Raw genomic sequence first — 17319 nt, 5'->3', positions numbered from 1 at the left:
TTACTGGGCCAGCATGGCCTTGGCCACCGCTTCAGCAACCCGAATGCCATCAACCCCTGCAGACAGAATGCCACCTGCATAACCGGCCCCTTCGCCGGCAGGGAACAGCCCCTTTACGTTCAGGCTCTGGAAATCTTCGCCCCGCGTGATGCGAAGCGGCGAAGAGGTGCGGGTCTCGATCCCGGTCAACACCGCGTCATGCAGGTTATAGCCCTTGATTTGCCGATCAAAGGCGGGCAAGGCCTCGCGTATTGCCTCAATGGCGAAGGCCGGCAGGCTTGGCGCCAGGTCGCCCAGGGTCACGCCAGGCTTATAGGACGGCTCGACACTGCCCAGTGCGGTCGAAGGCTTGCCAGCCACGAAATCGCCCACCAGCTGCGCCGGTGCCTGGTAGTTGCTCCCGCCCATGACGTAGGCGTGCGCTTCCAGGCGCTCTTGCAACTCGATGCCGGCCAGTGGGCCGCCGGGGTAGTCCCGTTCCGGGTCGATGCCGACGACAATGCCGGAGTTGGCATTGCGTTCGTTGCGTGAGTACTGGCTCATGCCATTGGTGACGACGCGGCCGGGTTCACTGGTGGCGGCCACTACCGTGCCGCCTGGGCACATGCAGAAGCTGTAGACCGACCGCCCGTTCTTGGCGTGATACACCAGCTTGTAGTCCGCCGCACCCAGCTTGGGGTGACCTGCATACTTGCCCAGGCGCGCCTTGTCGATGAGCGATTGCGGGTGCTCGATGCGGAAACCGACGGAAAACGGTTTGGCTTCCATGTACACACCCTGCGCATGCAACATGCGGAAGGTGTCCCGGGCGCTATGGCCCAATGCCAGAACTACATGCCGTGAAAGCAGCTGCTCCCCACTTTCAAGCACCACGCCCTGAACCTGACCTTCTTCGATCAGCAGGTCGGTGACCTTTTGTTCGAAACGAACCTCGGCCCCCAGGGCGATCATTTCCTGGCGCATCTGCTCGACCATGCCGGTGAGGCGGAAGGTGCCGATGTGCGGCTTGTTGATGTACAAGATCTCGTCAGGCGCGCCGGCCTTGACGAACTCCTCCAACACCTTGCGGCCGTGATGCTGCGGGTCCTTGATCTGGCTGTACAGCTTGCCGTCGGAGAATGTCCCGGCGCCGCCTTCGCCGAACTGCACGTTGGACTCGGGGTTGAGCACGCTCTTGCGCCACAGGCCCCAGGTGTCCTTGGTGCGCTGGCGCACTTCCTTGCCGCGTTCGAGGATGATCGGCTTGAAGCCCATCTGCGCCAGCAGCAAACCGGCGAAAATCCCGCACGGGCCCAGGCCCACCACGATGGGTCTTGCGCCCAGGCCCTCAGGAGCATGGGCGACATACTTGTAGGTCACGTCCGGCGCGGGCCCGACGTTATGGTCGTCGGCGAACCTGCGCAGCAACTCTTCTTCGTTGCTGGCATGCAGGTCGATGGTGTAGATGAACAGCAGTTCGGTGTTCTTCTTGCGCGCATCGTAGCTGCGCTTGAACAGGTTGAAGCTGATCAGCTGCTCGTCGCGGATGCCCAGGCGCTGGACGATGGCCTCGCGCAGTGCTTCATCGGGATGGTCCAGGGGCAGCTTGAGTTCGGTGATTCGTAGCATGGCAGGGTCCAGTATCCCGGCCATGGGCGGCCGGCGGCTTAACACAAACCGCCAAGTATAAAGCTTTAGCCGCCTCGACTGGCAGGATTAAGCCGCCCGGTCATCAGTCATCGCGCGCGCCACCGTAATAACCGCAGCCTTGCAGGGTCGTGCCATCAATGCGCAGCTCGGCGCGCAGATGGTTGAACGCGCCCGTGGCCGGGTCCCTGCAGCGCTGTGGCGCCAGCCAGAGTTCGACGCGCTGCCCATTGGCTTCGCTGGTCAGGGTCAAGCCGCCACCGGGTACCTGCTCCTCCAGAAAGGGCAGGGCAAGCGGGGGTTGGTCGGCACGGTTGAGCACCATGCCCCGGCTATTGGCCTTGACGTCCCAGTCAGGCTTGTGGCCACCGGCTCGCAGGGTGAGCTGCTTGAAGTTGGGGTCGATGCACCCATTGCTGGCGTGTTCCAGGCGGTACAGGCGGCGCAGGTCCAGCTGCCCATCGGTATTGGCCTGCTTGCTGCCTGTAAGCCGGCCACGCACGTCGGCGAACAGGGTGTCGTTGGCACCGGTTGCAAGGTTCGCTGCTTCCTGCAGGATACCCGTGGCGGCGGCATCGTTGATGACGAAGCTGCGGGGTTCGTTGCAGGGCTTGAATAGCAACTGCCCACCGGCAGCGTGAACCTGGCCTTGCATGCGGGTGCTGCCGATATCAGGGTCGGCGGGTTTTTCGGCCAGGAGCTGGCAGCCCGCGAACAGGGGCAACAAGGCGGTCAGTAGCAGGGAAGGGGTCAGGCGCATGACGGGCTCCGGTGTTCGAGAGGCCGTCACGTTACTGAGGCAGGCAGGGGCAATACAAGCCCGGCGAAGATAAATAGACGGCTGCCACCTGCGCGCAGTCCGTGCTGTTTGATCGTGAACCGGGGGTGCAAGCGTGCAGTGTCAAGATAACGGGGCCCTGGCAGGCCCCGCTGGCATCAACCGCCTAGATAGGCGTCACGCACTTTTGGATCGGTCAGCAGCCCTTCGCCCGTACCCTGCATCACCACATGCCCATTCTCCAACACATAGGCCCGGTCGGCGATCTTCAGTGCCTGGTTGGCGTTCTGTTCTACCAGGAACACTGTCACGCCATCACGGCGCAGTTGTTCGATGATGTCGAAGATCTGCTGGATGATGATCGGTGCCAGGCCCAGGGAGGGTTCGTCGAGCAGCAGCAACTTGGGTTTGCTCATCAGGGCACGCCCGATGGCCAGCATCTGCTGTTCGCCCCCGGACATGGTGCCGCCGCGCTGGGCATACCGCTCCTTCAGGCGCGGAAACAGCTGCAGCACTTTGTCCAACTGCGCCTGATAGTCGCCCTTGTCGGTGAAGAACCCGCCCATGGCCAGGTTCTCCTCGACGGTCAGCCGGGCGAACACCCGGCGGCCTTCGGGCACCACGGCAATGCTCTTGCGCATGATGTGCGAGGAGGGCTGGCCGACCAGTTCCTCGCCCAGGTACTTGATGCTGCCGCTGTGGGCTTGGGGTGAACCGCACAGGGTCATGAGCAAAGTGGATTTGCCGGCGCCGTTGGCGCCGATCAGGGTGACGATTTCGCCCTGGTTGATCTCCACGTTGACGCTGTGCAGCGCCTGTATCTTGCCGTAGAAAGTGGAAACGTTCTCGAACTTCAGCATTTACGCTTCCCCCAGGTAGGCTTTGATCACTTCAGGGTTGTCGCGGATTTCCTGGGGCGTGCCGTGGGCCAGGGGCGTGCCCTGGTTGATGACCACAATGTGATCGGAAATGCTCATCACCAGCTTCATGTCATGCTCGATCAGCAGCACGGTCACGTTGTGTGATTCACGCAAATAGGCAATCAATGCCTTGAGGTCCTCGGTCTCTTTCGGGTTCAACCCGGCAGCCGGCTCGTCGAGCATGATGATCCGCGGGCGGGTCATCATGCAGCGGGCGATTTCCAGGCGCCGTTGCTGGCCGTAGGCGAGGGTGCCGGCGGTGCGATTGGCGAATTCGGTCAAATTGACCTTGTCCAGCCAGTACTGCGCCCGCTCCATGGCTTCCTTTTCACTGCGGCGGAACCCCGGGGTCTTGAATAGCCCGGCGAAGAAGTTGGTGTTCAAGTGCCGGTGCTGGGCGATCAGCAGGTTTTCCAGCGCCGTCATTTCCTTGAACAGGCGCACGTTCTGGAAGGTGCGTACCACCCCTTTGCGCGCGATCTGGTGCCCGGCCAGGCCTTGGATGGGCTCGCCATCGAGCAGGATGGTGCCGCCGCTGGGCCGGTAGAAACCGGTCAGGCAGTTGAACACCGTGGTCTTGCCGGCGCCGTTCGGACCGATCAGCGCCACCACTTGTTTTTCCTTGACGGTCAGGCCTACGCCATTGACCGCCAACAAGCCGCCGAAGCGCATGCTAAGGCCGCTGACTTGCAGAATTTCGCGGCTCATCGACGCAGCTCCATGTGGGGACGTTGCATTGGCAGCAGACCTTGCGGACGCCAGATCATCATCAGCACCATCAGCGCACCGAACATCAGCATCCGGTATTCACTGAATTCGCGCATCAGCTCCGGCAGCAGGATCATGACGATGGCAGCGAGGATCACGCCGAGCTGCGAGCCCATGCCGCCGAGCACCACAATGGCCAGGATGATGGCCGACTCGATGAACGTGAACGATTCTGGCGTCACCAGCCCTTGGCGAGCGGCAAAGAAGCTGCCGGCAAAGCCTGCGAAGCAGGCACCCAGGGTGAAGGCCGAGAGTTTGATCACGGTGGGGTTCAGGCCCAGGGCACGGCAGGCGATCTCGTCTTCGCGCAACGCTTCCCAGGCACGGCCGATGGGCATGCGCAACAAGCGGTTGATCACGAACAGCGCAAGCAGTGCCAGCAACAGTGCAACCAGGTACAGGAAGATGACCTTGTTGATCGAGTTGTAGGGCAGGCCGAAATACTCGTGGAAGGTCTGCATGCCCTCGGCGGCGCGTCGCTCGAAGGTAAGGCCGAAGAATTCGGGCTTGGGAATGTTGCTGATGCCGTTGGGGCCACCGGTCCAGTCGGTGAGGTTACGCAGGAACAGGCGAATGATCTCGCCGAAGCCCAGCGTCACGATCGCCAGGTAGTCACCCCGCAGGCGCAACACCGGAAAACCGAGCAGGAAGCCAAAGGTGGCGGCCATCAGTCCGGCAATCGGCAGGCAGACCCAGAAACTCCACCCCAGATAGTGCGACAGCATGGCGTAGCTGTAGGCACCCACGGCGTAGAAGCCCACATACCCCAGGTCCAGCAACCCGGCCAGGCCGACCACGATGTTCAGGCCAAGGCCGAGCAACACGTAGATCAGGATCAGGGTGGCGATGTCGACCGCGCCGCGCGAGCCGAAGAAGGGCCAGATCAGGGCCACCACGACCAGCCCCAGAATCACCCAGCGCTGGGTTTTGGGAAGGGTCAGGTAGTTGCTTAGCGCAGGTGGAATCAGCTTGCGGTCCGAGCGACGGCTCATCACCGAGCTCCACTGCCGGTCGAACAGCACGCGCAGGAACATCAGCACCGAGCACACGGCGATGATGCTGATAGTGAACGAGCCCTGGCTATGCACCACCAGGCTAATGCCGTCGATGCTCAGCTTCAGGCCCAGCACCGGGAAGGCCACGGCCCATACCAGCAAGGCGCTGAAAAACGCCGGTTTGAGATTCTTGTTCATACTTTTTCAACCTCCGGGCGGCCCAGGATGCCGGTCGGCCGGAACAACAGGACGAGAACCAACAAGCCGAATGCCACGACGTCCTTGTACTGGTCGCCGAAGATGTCGGCGCCGAACGCTTCGGCCACACCCAGCACCAGCCCACCGAGCATGGCGCCCGGAATGCTGCCGATACCGCCTAGCACCGCGGCGGTAAAGGCCTTCAGGCCAACCAGGAAGCCGGCGTTAGGGTTGATGACCCCGTATTGCATGCTCAGCAGCACGGCCGCGACGGCCGCCAGGGCAGCACCGATGACGAAGGTGAGGGCGATGATGTTGTTGGTGTTGATGCCCAGCAAGTTGGCCATCTTGATGTCCTCGGCGCAGGCGCGACACGCGCGGCCCAGTCGCGAACGGGAGATGAACAGGGTCAGCAGGGTCATGGCCACCAGTGTTACCACGAACACCAGTACTTGCATGTAGGACACCAGGACTTCTTCTGCGCCGCCTGGTCCGAACGAGAAGCTGCCCGGAATCAGGTTGGGAATGGACTTGTCCTTGGAGTCTTGGGACAACAGCACGGTGTTCTGCAGGAAAATCGACATACCGATGGCAGAAATCAGCGGAATCAGCCGGTTACTGTTGCGCAGCGGGCGGTAGGCAACCCGTTCGATGCTGTAGCCATAGGCACTGGTCACGAAAATGGTCGCGACGAAGGCAACGGTCATCAGGATCGGCAGCGAATGAATACCCATCATGGCCAGACCCGCCAAGGCGATGAACGCCACATACGAGCCGATCATGTAAACCTCGCCGTGGGCGAAGTTGATCATGCCGATGATGCCGTACACCATCGTGTAGCCGATGGCGATCAAGGCATAGGTGCTGCCGATGGTCAATCCATTAACCAGTTGTTGGAAGAAATGGTAGATCTCAGGCATTACAGCGCTCCTAAAAACCTGATTTGCATTTCGCTGGCCGGGGTACGGCCAGGAAACCGCGGGTGACGGTTTTAAGATTTTCAGGTGAGCCCGTCCCCGGATCGCGGGGGCGGGCCCATGAACCTCGTAAAACAAAGCCCACTGCTCGCACAGTGGGCTTCTCGGTCAGCTATTAGTCACGCTTGTTACTGAGGGGAGACTTCAGTCTTCGGTTTGCCGAAGTGCCATTCGTAAACCACGAACTTGAAGTCTTTGAGGTCACCCTTGTCGTCATAGGCCAGGGTGCCGGTAGGGGTCTTGAACGAGCCACTGTGGATAGCCTCGGCCACCTTGTCGGTGTCCTCGGATTTCGCGGCTTTGATGCCTTGGGCGATCAGCTCGACAGCCGAGTAGGCAGGGAAGACGAACGGGCCGCTCGGGTCCTTGCCGTCAGCCTTGATCGCGTCGACGATCTTCTTGTTCTCAGGGTCGGCATCGAACGACTTGGGCAGGGTGACCAGCAGGCCTTCGGAGGCATTCTGGGCGATTTGCGAAATGGAGTCGTTACCCACGCCTTCCGGGCCCATGAACTTGGCTTTCAGGCCTTTTTCCTGCGCTTGACGCAGGATCAGGCCCAGCTCTGGGTGGTAGCCGCCGTAGTACACGAAATCGACGTTGTTCTGCTTGAGCTTCTGGATGATGGACGAGAAGTCCTTGTCGCCGGCGTTGAGGCCTTCGAACACGGCAACCTTGGTGCCTTTTTGCTCCAGGGTCTGCTTGACGGCCGTGGCGATGCCTTCACCGTACTGCTGTTTGTCGTGCAGTACCGCGACTACCTTGGGCTTGACGTGGTCGGCGATGTAGTTGCCGGCGGCAGGGCCTTGGGCGCTGTCCAGGCCGATGGTGCGGAAGATCAGCTTGTAGCCGCGGGAGGTGATTTCCGGGGACGTTGCCGCCGGGGTGATCATGATCACGCCTTCGTCTTCGTAGATGTCGGACGCTGGCTGGGTAGAGCTGGAGCACAGGTGGCCGATGACGAACTTGACGCCGTCGTTGACCACTTTGTTGGCGACGGCCACGGCCTGTTTAGGGTCGCAGGCGTCGTCGTATTCCTTGGCTTCGAGCATCTTGCCATCGACACCGCCTGCGGCGTTGATGTCCTTGATGGCTTGCTTGGCACCGATGAACTGCATGTCGCCATACTGGGTCACGGGGCCGGTCTTGGGCCCGGCGATCCCGATCTTGATGGTGTCGGCGGCAAACGAATGGCTGGCTACCCCGGCCAGAACCATTGCAGCGAACAGCTTGGAAATCTTGATCATAGTGCTCCACTCATTCTGTTGTAATTCTTATAGTCCTGGCGGCCAGGGCTACAGACCAGGCGGGTTGCGGCGTGGTCATGCCAACGCGCAAGCCCACCTTCCCCGGAACATGTCCCGGAACTGTACCGGTACAGTGTAGAGCGCTGTCTGCGCGCTTGAAAAGCGGGCAAAAAGCGCCTGGTTTCACGGTTGTCGCTTGCTTGACACTAAAGTACAAAAAGGCGCCATCAGATGGCCTATATTGGCAGTCGCACCTCGAAAAGACGCGGCCTGCCAGCCAATTGCATATTTGAAACCAGGTTTTTCTGCAAAAATGCCGGCCCTTTCAAAGCCAGATTTCCAGCGGATATTCCCATGACTGATCGAACAAGCACCCTCTATGCCAAATTGCTCGGAGAGACCGCCACCATCGAGTGGAAAGCCCTGGAAAGATTCTGGGCAAAAGGTGACCTGATTTGGGTCGATCCCGCCCTGGATCTGATCACCGTGGCCACGGCAATGGCCGAAAACCGCAGTGATCTCTTCGATAAGTGGCGCACTGATGGCACTGTCGGCCCGGTGACGGCAGAACAGGCCAGTGAACTGCAAACCCGCGATCCAGAGATCTGGGCGGTGGTTGTGGCGCCGTTCATCGTCATTCAAGTCAGGCAGTGAATAGCAGCCTTGTGCTTTTTTGGTGCGCGAAAACGCGCAGGCGCCTCTTTTGGGTGCTCGTCATTGCTCAATTGAGGTAGAGGTAAGTAACAATTCGGCGTGGCGGTAACAGTTTACGGCATGCGTAAAGGTGGTCGTCGCCGCAGTCACGCAGCGCGGCGTTGCCCCAGCCCCTTTTTCAGCCAGGAGTACCTGATGAGCAACGCATTACCTTCACTTGGTTTCGCTGGTGTCGGTCTGATGGGCCTGCCGATGTGCAAGCGCCTGCTGGCGGCCGGCTATCGGCTGTGGGTATGGAACCGCAGCCCGGAAAAATGCCAGGCGCTGGTTGCCGCAGGCGCACGACTGGCCGCAAGCCCCGCCGAGCTTGCACGGCAGGTGGACATGGTATTGCTATGCCTGGCCGATACCGCCGTGGTGCGCGAGGTGGTATTTGGCGATCAGGGCGTTGCTGCAGGCGGGCGGCAGGGCCAGCTACTGGTGGATTTTTCCAGCCTGGAGCCTGGCGCTACCCGGGAAATGGCAGCCCAACTGGGCGCCTTGTGTGGGATGGCCTGGCTGGATGCCCCGGTGTCCGGCGGCACGGCGGGCGCGCAGGCAGGTACACTGGCCATCATGGTGGGCGGGGAGGAGGCTGACCTGGCGCGTGCTCGCCCAGTGCTGGAGGTACTTGGTCAGCGGGTGACGCACATGGGGGGCGTTGGCGCGGGCCAAGTGACCAAGGCCTGCAACCAGATGATCGTGGCGTGCAATGCCCTGGTCATTGCCGAGGTCATCGCGCTGGCCGAGCGTTCCGGGGTGGACGCCGGGTTGATCGCCCAGGCCCTGGCAGGCGGATTTGCTGATTCCAAGCCTTTGCAGATATTGGCCCCGCAGATGGCAGAAAGCCGTTTCGCTCCCATAAAGTGGCATGTGCGAACGCTGCTCAAGGACCTGGATGGTGCCGTGAAGTTTTCACGCGAACAGGGCGCGGCGACACCGCTGACGGGTCTGGCTGCCCAATTGATGCGCTTGCACGGCAGTCAGGGTTACCTGGACCAGGACCCTTCGACCTTGGTCGAGCAGTATCGAATCAAACGCCAGGACTAGGTGCTGCCCAAGCGCGCGGTAGGGAAACCGCGCGAGGTTGGGACGGTCTGACCTGCAGCGGCCTCATCCCAAGACGGGTAAGGCCGCTGCAGGTCAGGCGGGCCCGCTGCGGTCAGCCTGCGACCAGTACGCGGATCGCTTCAAGGCGCAGCGCTGCTTTGGCCAACATGGCCAGGCCCTCTTCGCGCTGCTTGCGCAACGCGTCGATTTCACTGTCCCTCACGCTTGGGTTGACCGCTTGCAGTGCCACCAGGCGTGCGAGCTCTTCGTCGGCCTCGGCGGCCAGGCGTCGTTGGGCTTCGGCCACCCGTTGCTCGTGTAGCGGGACGATCTTTTCTTCGCCGCTGCCGATACGCTTTGCAAGCACGTCGCGCTGTGCCTGGACGAACTTGTTGGCACTGGCACGGGGTACGCTTTCGAGCTGATCGTTCAGGGTCTCGAATGCTACCCGCGACGCCAGGTCATTGCCGTTGGCATCAAGCAGGCAGCGCAGGGCGGCTGGCGGCAGGTACCGGCCCAGTTGCAAGCTGCGCGGCGCGACCACCTCGCTGACGAACAGCAACTCGAGCAGCACGGTCCCAGGCTTGAGCGCCTTGTTCTTGATCAGCGCCACAGCGGTATTGCCCATCGAGCCGGACAGCACCAGGTCCATGCCGCCTTGCACCATCGGGTGCTCCCAGGTCAGGAACTGCATGTCTTCACGCGACAGCGCCTGGCCGCGGTCATAGGTAATGGTCACACCTTCGTCATCGCCCAAAGGGAAGCTGGCATCGAGCATCTTCTCGCTGGGCTTTAGGATCAGCGCGTTTTCCGAATGGTCTTCACTGTCGATACCGAACGCATCGAACAGGGTTTCCATGTAGATCGGCAGGGCGAACTGATCGTCCTGCTCGAGGATGGCCTCCACCAGCGCTTCACCCTCTCCGGCGCCGCCGGAATTGAGTTCGAGCAAGCGGTCACGGCCGGTATGCAGCTCGGCTTCGAGCCGCTCACGTTCGCTTCGCGCTTCGTTGACCAGGCTGTCCCAGGCCTTGCTGTCATCACTGTCCAGCAGTGCCAGCAGGCGGGGGCCGAACTGATGCTGCAGGGCGTTACCGGTGGGGCAGGTGTTGAGGAAGGCGTTGAGCCCTTCGTGGTACCACTGGAACAGGTGCGCTTGCGGCGTGCCTTGCAGGTACGGCACGTGCAACTCGATGGTGTGCTTTTGGCCGATACGGTCCAGACGGCCGATACGTTGTTCGAGCAGGTCGGGGTGGGCAGGCAAGTCGAACATCACCAGGTGATGAGCGAACTGGAAGTTGCGCCCCTCGCTGCCGATTTCCGAGCAGATCAGCACCTGGGCGCCGAATTCTTCATCGGCGAAGTAGGCCGCCGCGCGGTCGCGCTCCAGGATGCTCATGCCCTCGTGGAAGACCGAAGCCGGAATCCCGGAACGCACGCGCAGGGCGTCTTCCAGGTCCATGGCGGTCTCGGCATGGGCGCAAATGACCAGCACCTTGGTGCGCTTGAGCATTTTCAAGGTGTCGATCAGCCAGTCGACCCGCGGGTCGAAGCGCCACCAGCGCTCTTCCTGCGCCTGGTCCGCCTGGGACTGGAACGCCACCTCAGGGTAAAGCTCGGCGTGTTCGCCCTCGGGCAAGCTGGCGTACTGCTCTGGGTTGGGCAGTGGGTGAGGGTGCAACTGCCGCTCAGGGAACCCCTGGATGGCGGCGCGGGTGTTGCGGAACAGCACGCGTCCGGTGCCATGGCGATCGAGCAGTTCGCGGATCAGTCGGGCGCTGGCCTGGCTGTCTCCGTCGTTGACCGCCGCGAGCAGTGCGTCGCCCTCGGCCCCGAGGAAACCCTGGATGGTGGCGTGGGCCTTTGGCGACAAGCGTCCCTCATCCAGCAGCTCTTGCACCGCCTCGGCCACCGGGCGGTAATGCTCGCTTTCGGCGCGGAAGGCCGCCAGGTCATGGAAACGGTTGGGGTCGAGCAGGCGCAGACGCGCGAAATGGCTGTCCTGGCCCAATTGTTCAGGGGTTGCAGTGAGCAGCAGCACGCCGGGAATGACCTGAGCCAGCTGTTCGACCAGTGCATATTCGGCGCTGGCGTGTTCCTCGTGCCAGACCAAGTGGTGCGCCTCATCGACCACCATCAGGTCCCAGCCCGCCGCGAACAGCGCATCCTGGGCCTTCTCGTCGTCGACCAGCCACTCCAGCGCGACCAGCGCGAGCTGGGCGTCCTCGAAGGGGTTGCTGGCATCACTTTCAATGAACCGTTCGGCATCGAACAGGGCGACCTGCAGGTTAAAGCGCCGGCGCATCTCCACCAGCCATTGATGCTGGAGGTTCTCGGGCACCAGGATCAGCACCCGGCTGGCGCGGCCGGTCAGCAGTTGGCGATGAATCACCAGGCCTGCCTCGATGGTCTTGCCCAGGCCCACCTCGTCGGCGAGCAGTACGCGAGGTGCGCTGCGGTCGGCCACTTCGCGGGCGATGTGCAACTGGTGGGCGATGGGCTGGGCACGGCAGCCGCCCAGGCCCCACAGCGTGGACTGCATCTGCTTGCTGGTATGCTGCAGGGTGTTGTAGCGCAGGCTGAACCAGGACAGCGGGTCGATCTGGCCGGCGAACAGGCGGTCGCTGGCCAGGCGGAACTGGATGAAGTTCGACAGCTGGGTCTCCGGCATCGTGCGGGGCTGATTCTGCCCGTCGAGCCCGTGATAGACCATCAGGCCGTCGATGTCCTCGACTTCCCGCACGGTCAACTTCCAACCTTCGAAGTGAGTGATCTGGTCACCTGGCGAGAAGCGCACGCGTGTCAGCGGCGCATTGCGCAGGGAATATTGGCGGGTATCGCCAGTGGCCGGGTAGAGGACGGTCAGGAGGCGGCCATCCTGCGCCAGGATGGTACCCAGGCCGAGCTCTGCCTCGCTGTCGCTGATCCAGCGTTGCCCCGGTTGATACTGCTGCGCCATACTGCCTGCACTCCCGCGATGAAAAAGCCGATTATGTTAACGGATCGGCCGGGCAGACCAAAGTGCCGAGTGCACCTGAGGGTGCCGAACGGTCTCGGCCGGTGCATCAGTCTAGCCGTTTCGTCGCTTCCTGCCGTGCCGACGAGGGTTCTGCATCCCATGCCTGCCAAGCCTCTTTGCGTTGTCTTGAGCCTCACTGTTGGCGGTCTGCTCCTGGCAGGATGCAAGCCGAAGACCTTCGAAATGTTGCCGCCTATCCCCATGGAGCAGCTGGAGGTGCTGGGCGTACAGGCACCGCTCAAGAGTGTGCACTACCGCGACAGGGACGGCGAAGGGCTGTTGGTCTTGAGCCGTGTCGATGGCCAGGCCAGCGACCCTGAAAGTGAGCAGGAAGTGGACAAGGTTGTGCTCAAGGCCACCTTGTACGGCCGAAGCAAAGCGCAGGAAGCCTTCCAGGCGCGCTGGCAGATCGATCAGCAAACCACGTGTCCGGGTTTGGACCTGGATGTGGATTTCTACACCGATGTCAGCGGCGTGGCCGACCTCGACCAGAACGGTGCGGCCGAGGTGACGGTGGCCAGTCATGCGTTCTGCGGAGGAGGTGTCGAGCCCCATGACATCGCCATCGAGATGCGGGACGGGCAAACGGTCTACAGCATCACGGGCCAGTCGCTGATCACCCCGGCAGGCGAAGACCCGATCGGCGGCGAGCGCCAGGACAGTGCCTCGCTCAAGGCCGCCCCGGCCTGGGTTCGGGCCCATATGGATGCAGTGTGGCAGCAGGTCTACCAGCGTCCCTGGAGCGAAACCGCCTTGCAGGACCAGGATGAGGCGGCGGACGAACCGGGCTAAATGTTGTCCATGACTTCAAGGCAGCAGCAGGGCTGCCGATACAGGGGTACAGGAGAACCGCCATGCTGCCACCGATCATTCCGCTCAGCGCTGCCCCGGTCACCTCGCAGCAGGACCCGGTCAAACCGACCCCGGATATAAAGCCGGTAGTGCCGGCGCAGCCTGCGTCCGGTGAAAGTGCAATCGACCTCAAGCGCCAGCGTGACCCGCAGGACCAACAGTTGCTGCTGCGCGAGGAGCAGCGCCGACAGCAGCAACGCGAGGGTAAAGGCAAAGGTCACGATGAGCGATTCGACGCGTTGCCGGGCCATGAGGTCAACGCCGACAATACCGTGCCAGTGGTGCCCTTGATGGGCGAGCCCGTGCGCCAGGGGCTGCTGGTGGACATCGAAGTATGAAACGGGACTGGCAAGCGTCTGGTTCTGGCCCCATCATGCAGTATCCGTAGCGTGTAGAGCCCAGTATGAGCCAAGACAATCTCATTGATTTCGATGCCGAACGTGCACGCCGCGTGCATGACATCAAGGAAAAGCGCCTGAACGAGATGCGCGATGCCTTCGAGCAGGCACTGCCCTTGAATGCTGCCAAGAAGAAGTCCAAGCGCAAGCCCAAGAAACGCTGATGCTTGACGCAGGTCAACCCTGCACCTACCCCACGCGCCCGTCCCCGGGCGTCATTGACCCTGGTCAATTTCATCCCGCCCGACATTGGTTACTGTTCTCCCATCGGACAACGGCAAACAAATGGAGAGGTCGGCATGTTCTTCGACAACGTAGTTATCGCAGGGGTGGTAACGGTGGGGTTGATGGTGGCTTTCTTCGCCGGTCTAGGCATTTTCATCTGGAAGGACTCGATCAAGCGCAAGCGCCCTTGACCTTCTCGATTCACGAGCACGCAAGGCATTTAGGGCGACTTCGGTCGCCCATTTTTTTGCCTGGCATTTGTTCCGGCGACGTGGGCCGTTACGCGCGGGCGTGGTTGGCAGCGGCAAGCATTTGCGTTTGATGACTGCGCAGCGCGTTCCATTCATCGTGAGGTGGGGCATGACCATTACATCCCAGGATATCTGCAATGCAGCCGAGCAGCTCAAGGGCTTCGTCGGCTTTCACGGTAAACGTGGCCTCTATATCATGCGTTTCTCCGAGGATGCCTTCGGCATGGATATCGCCGACGACAGCATCATGCCGTGCAACGAGTTCGTATGGCGACCTGAGCAGGGGCATCGCATGGCCTTGTGTCGCGAGCGGCTGGGCCTGTTGCTGGAGCAACGCATGGATGAGCGGCTGAATGTGAGTGAGCCGCTGAGGGCTTACCTACGTCGGCAGGACCTGCCGGAGATTGTGGCCGAGCGGCGCTTGCACCCGGCAGGCGTCATCGCGCCAGGGATATGAAGGCGGGGGGCTCGGCAGAAGGCGTCACGCTGGTATCGGCTCGATGAGTGGCCATGACGCGATCCCGACCGTTGCGCTTGGCTACATACAAAGCGGTGTCCGCCTGGCGTAACCAGCCGTCCGGCGTCTCCAGCGAGGGGTCGAACGGGCACAGGCCAATGCTCAAGCTGATGCGCAGGTGCGGCGTCTGCGGGTCGCGGTAGGCCGCCACGCGCTCGCGCAGGCGCTCCATGGCCTGGCAGGCCTGGGCTTCGGTGGTACTCGGCAGTATCACGCAAAACTCGTCACCCCCGTAGCGACCGGCCTTGTCGCCCTCGCGCAGGGCGCCGAGCAACTCGATGCTCACCTGGCGCAGCACCTGATCGCCCACTACATGGCCAAAGGTGTCGTTGATGGTCTTGAAATGATCGATGTCGATCAGGGCAACTACCGCTTCACCGCGCTGTTTCCTGCACCCGTGAAAACGCCTCGCCAGAAGGTCTTTCCAGGCGCCGTGGTTGAGCAGCCCGGTCAGGCTATCGGTCAGGCTGAGGGTGTTGAGTCGGCGTTTGTGCTCGGCCAGCTTGATCGCCAGTCGATAGCAGACCCACCCTAGCGCCGCCGGGTACAACGTCAGCATCGGCAGGCAGGCATAGACCTGAAAGGCGGTGGCGTCGGGTTGAAATCCCGCCCCCAGCAAGACGCAGGCCGTAAGCATGCCTGCCACTTGCGCCATGCCTGCGCGAATAGCCAAGGCCTTGCCGCCGGCTGCGACGTTGTTCATGGTGATCATCGATAGAACGGTAACCGTCGGCAGCGGATTGAACTGCATGGCACCGGCCCAGAACCCACCCATCAGCGAGTCAAGATAAAAGTTACGTTGTTCGGCCTGGTAGGGCGCTTTGGACCGGGCCGCCCACAGATAGGCCAAATGTGGCCAAAGCAAACCATTGAACAGCATCAATGCCCAAACCCAGGCGGGGGGAGACAGGGGTTCCACTGCGGCCATTACCGCGAAAAGCCCCACACCCTTGCCCAGTACCCGTGGCAGATAAATCCGTTTGGCAAACGAAAGGCCCTTGCCGGTGCGTGTGTCCATGGGTGTGATCTCTGTCGGAGCGCTTATCGCTTAACGTGCGCGAGTATTCTGGGCCATGGGCGGTGCACGAGACATGGCCTTGCAAGCCAAATCACGGGTGATGCGAGCAGTGGAGGCAAGTATGCCTGACTGGGATCTGAAAGAAGATGGCAAAGCTGGGCGGCGTTATTGGCACGCCTTGGCCCAGCTTCCTTGTAGAAGAAGAGGGGATGTTACCCGTACGCCGTGAGGCTACGTTTCACTTTTGCTGACCGTCTTGAGGCGTTTGCGAGCGATTTTCATCTTTGAGTAACTGTGACGGCGACTTGCCGCTGTCGCTGCGCACCTGGGCATGGCTGATCAGACCAAAGATGAAACTGCCGCCGATGATGTTGCCGGCCAGCGTAGGCAAGGCAAAGTGCAGCAGGAAGTTACTCCAGGTCTCTTCACCTGCCCAGACCAGATACGAGACTTCTACCGACCCCACCACGATATGAGTGAAGTCGCCCAATGCCATGAGGTAGGTGATGACCAGGATGATCCAGATCTTGGCGTGCTCCATGGAGGGGATCATCCAGACCATGGTGGCGATCATCCAGCCGGACACGATGCCTTTGGCAAACATCTGGCTGACGTCGTTTTCCATCACCTTGCGCCCCACTTCCAGGAACGCGATGTCCGTCTTGGTATCGAAGATGGGCAGTTCGAGCATTACCCAGGCCACCAGCAAGGTACCGGCCAGGTTGCCGGCCAGGACCACGCCCCAGAGACGCAACAGGCGACCGAAGTTGCCTAGCGTTGGCGTCGTCATCACCGGCAGGACGGCGGTCAGAGTGTTCTCGGTGAACAACTGCTGCCGTGCGATGATGACGGCTAGGAAGCCGGCGCTGTAGCCGATACTGGCGATGACTTGCGCGCTCTCGCCGTCCGGCAGACGCGAGTACAGAAGACCCATGGCCATCAGTGACAGCCCCATGGACAAACCTGCGGCAAGGGCTGACCACCAGAGCGCAGCCAATGTTCGTTCCAGTTCCTGATCGCCCTGCAACCGGATGGTCTCGTGCAGCACTGCCGCACGTGGCGGTTGGTTGGAGCTGACCTCCTGTTGTTCGTCTGCAGACAGGCCCGGGGTTTTCTCGCTTTGCGCCTCGCTCATTACCGCTACGCTCCGTGGTGGGTTTATCTACAGATTCACCGCGGCCTCATTAAGTTGCGCGGAGTGGGGCGGTACACGCGCAAAAGTTTTTAAATCAAAGGGTTGACTCCAGATTCAAAGCGCGTATTATTCGCCACCTCGCAGCGAGTAACGCAGCGGGGAAGTCGGTCAGCGGTTGAAGTTTCAAGTCTTCGAGTAAGGCGCTTCAAAAAACTTCAACATAAACGCTTGACAGGCAGTGAGGAAAGCGTAGAATGCGCGCCTCGGTTGAGACGAAACACTCTCAGCCAAACGCTCTTTAACAAATCGAATCAAGCAATTCGTGTGGGTGCTTGTGAGTACGGACTGATAGTCAGAAAGATTATCAGCATCACAAGTGGCCATGCGAGAAATCACATAGTCATTTGAGATTGCTGAGCCAAGTTTAGGGTTTCTTAAAAACCCAAGCAGTATTGAACTGAAGAGTTTGATCATGGCTCAGATTGAACGCTGGCGGCAGGCCTAACACATGCAAGTCGAGCGGATGACGGGAGCTTGCTCCTGGATTCAGCGGCGGACGGGTGAGTAATGCCTAGGAATCTGCCTGGTAGTGGGGGACAACGTTTCGAAAGGAACGCTAATACCGCATACGTCCTACGGGAGAAAGCAGGGGACC

The 17319-nt window shown here is 61.2% G+C and carries 17 protein-coding genes and 1 rRNA gene; 8 read left to right on the top strand and 10 right to left on the bottom strand.

Features of this window, described 5'->3' with window-relative positions; all coding sequences use genetic code 11:
• The 7 genes from ACF8E5_RS16670 to ACF8E5_RS16640 form a co-directional block, all read right to left on the bottom strand.
• Positions 1 to 1608, bottom strand: a complete 1608-nt coding sequence (locus tag ACF8E5_RS16670) for an NAD(P)/FAD-dependent oxidoreductase (RefSeq protein WP_078478109.1) — start codon at positions 1606 to 1608, stop codon at positions 1 to 3.
• Between the two features lie 103 nt (positions 1609 to 1711).
• Positions 1712 to 2386, bottom strand: a complete 675-nt coding sequence (locus ACF8E5_RS16665) for a COG3650 family protein (RefSeq protein ID WP_392475553.1) — start codon at positions 2384 to 2386, stop codon at positions 1712 to 1714.
• 176 nt (positions 2387 to 2562) lie between these two features.
• Positions 2563 to 3264, bottom strand: coding sequence for an ABC transporter ATP-binding protein (locus ACF8E5_RS16660; RefSeq protein WP_023535231.1), 702 nt, complete (start codon positions 3262 to 3264; stop codon positions 2563 to 2565).
• Positions 3265 to 4032 (bottom strand): high-affinity branched-chain amino acid ABC transporter ATP-binding protein LivG, encoded by a 768-nt coding sequence (livG, locus tag ACF8E5_RS16655; RefSeq protein ID WP_023535212.1) that lies wholly within the window; start codon positions 4030 to 4032, stop codon positions 3265 to 3267.
• The gene (locus tag ACF8E5_RS16650) at positions 4029 to 5285 is read right to left on the bottom strand and encodes a high-affinity branched-chain amino acid ABC transporter permease LivM (protein ID WP_058606033.1); all 1257 of its coding nucleotides are present in this window, start codon (positions 5283 to 5285) and stop codon (positions 4029 to 4031) included. Before ACF8E5_RS16650 ends, livG begins: the two co-directional genes overlap by 4 nt.
• Positions 5282 to 6205, bottom strand: coding sequence for a high-affinity branched-chain amino acid ABC transporter permease LivH (livH, locus tag ACF8E5_RS16645; RefSeq protein ID WP_023535272.1), 924 nt, complete (start codon positions 6203 to 6205; stop codon positions 5282 to 5284). The genes ACF8E5_RS16650 and livH overlap by 4 nt, the downstream gene beginning before the upstream one ends.
• Before the next feature lie 185 nt (positions 6206 to 6390).
• Complete coding sequence (locus ACF8E5_RS16640) at positions 6391 to 7506, bottom strand: branched-chain amino acid ABC transporter substrate-binding protein (protein WP_058637971.1); 1116 nt, start codon at positions 7504 to 7506, stop codon at positions 6391 to 6393.
• Positions 7507 to 7860: 354 nt separating this feature from the next.
• Here ACF8E5_RS16640 and ACF8E5_RS16635 point away from each other — a divergent pair, with 354 nt between their 5' ends.
• On the top strand, positions 7861 to 8160 hold the full coding sequence (locus tag ACF8E5_RS16635; RefSeq protein WP_058637980.1) for a DUF2288 domain-containing protein: 300 nt from the start codon (positions 7861 to 7863) through the stop codon (positions 8158 to 8160).
• Between the two features lie 195 nt (positions 8161 to 8355).
• Positions 8356 to 9249, top strand: coding sequence for an NAD(P)-dependent oxidoreductase (locus tag ACF8E5_RS16630; RefSeq protein WP_058637972.1), 894 nt, complete (start codon positions 8356 to 8358; stop codon positions 9247 to 9249).
• Positions 9250 to 9361: 112 nt separating this feature from the next.
• Here ACF8E5_RS16630 and rapA read toward each other — a convergent pair whose 3' ends face one another.
• The gene (gene rapA, locus ACF8E5_RS16625; RefSeq protein ID WP_058606028.1) at positions 9362 to 12208 is read right to left on the bottom strand and encodes an RNA polymerase-associated protein RapA; all 2847 of its coding nucleotides are present in this window, start codon (positions 12206 to 12208) and stop codon (positions 9362 to 9364) included.
• A gap of 159 nt (positions 12209 to 12367) precedes the next feature.
• On the opposite strand from rapA, the gene ACF8E5_RS16620 reads away from it, so the two are divergent.
• The 5 genes from ACF8E5_RS16620 to ACF8E5_RS16600 all read left to right on the top strand — a co-directional run bounded on the left by ACF8E5_RS16620 (position 12368) and on the right by ACF8E5_RS16600 (position 14451).
• Positions 12368 to 13060, top strand: a complete 693-nt coding sequence (locus tag ACF8E5_RS16620; protein WP_196121833.1) for a M949_RS01915 family surface polysaccharide biosynthesis protein — start codon at positions 12368 to 12370, stop codon at positions 13058 to 13060.
• 62 nt (positions 13061 to 13122) lie between these two features.
• The gene (locus tag ACF8E5_RS16615; protein ID WP_058606026.1) at positions 13123 to 13458 is read left to right on the top strand and encodes a hypothetical protein; all 336 of its coding nucleotides are present in this window, start codon (positions 13123 to 13125) and stop codon (positions 13456 to 13458) included.
• Positions 13459 to 13523: 65 nt separating this feature from the next.
• A complete protein-coding gene (locus tag ACF8E5_RS16610; protein ID WP_088523537.1) occupies positions 13524 to 13682 on the top strand; it encodes a hypothetical protein in 159 nt (52 codons plus the stop codon).
• Positions 13683 to 13817: 135 nt separating this feature from the next.
• Positions 13818 to 13934: a cytochrome c oxidase subunit CcoM gene (ccoM, locus tag ACF8E5_RS16605; RefSeq protein WP_392475552.1), complete on the top strand. Its 117-nt coding sequence runs from the start codon at positions 13818 to 13820 to the stop codon at positions 13932 to 13934.
• A 169-nt stretch (positions 13935 to 14103) separates the two neighbouring features.
• A complete protein-coding gene (locus ACF8E5_RS16600; RefSeq protein ID WP_196126846.1) occupies positions 14104 to 14451 on the top strand; it encodes a DUF2025 family protein in 348 nt (115 codons plus the stop codon).
• On the opposite strand, the gene ACF8E5_RS16595 is transcribed toward ACF8E5_RS16600, so the two are convergent.
• A complete protein-coding gene (locus ACF8E5_RS16595) occupies positions 14432 to 15529 on the bottom strand; it encodes a diguanylate cyclase (RefSeq protein WP_196126845.1) in 1098 nt (365 codons plus the stop codon). The two genes, ACF8E5_RS16600 and ACF8E5_RS16595, sit on opposite strands and share 20 nt — an antisense overlap.
• Before the next feature lie 238 nt (positions 15530 to 15767).
• Complete coding sequence (locus ACF8E5_RS16590) at positions 15768 to 16664, bottom strand: formate/nitrite transporter family protein (RefSeq protein ID WP_196126844.1); 897 nt, start codon at positions 16662 to 16664, stop codon at positions 15768 to 15770.
• Positions 16665 to 17118: 454 nt separating this feature from the next.
• Here ACF8E5_RS16590 and ACF8E5_RS16585 point away from each other — a divergent pair.
• Positions 17119 to 17319, top strand: a 16S ribosomal RNA gene (locus ACF8E5_RS16585); the annotation flags it as partial.

The sequence above is a fragment of the Pseudomonas sp. WSY_20 genome (assembly GCF_043104335.1).
GTDB classification, from domain to species: domain Bacteria; phylum Pseudomonadota; class Gammaproteobacteria; order Pseudomonadales; family Pseudomonadaceae; genus Aquipseudomonas; species Aquipseudomonas parafulva_B.
Note: the sequence above shows the minus strand (reverse complement) of the source record. Positions and strands in the feature narration are given on the sequence as shown.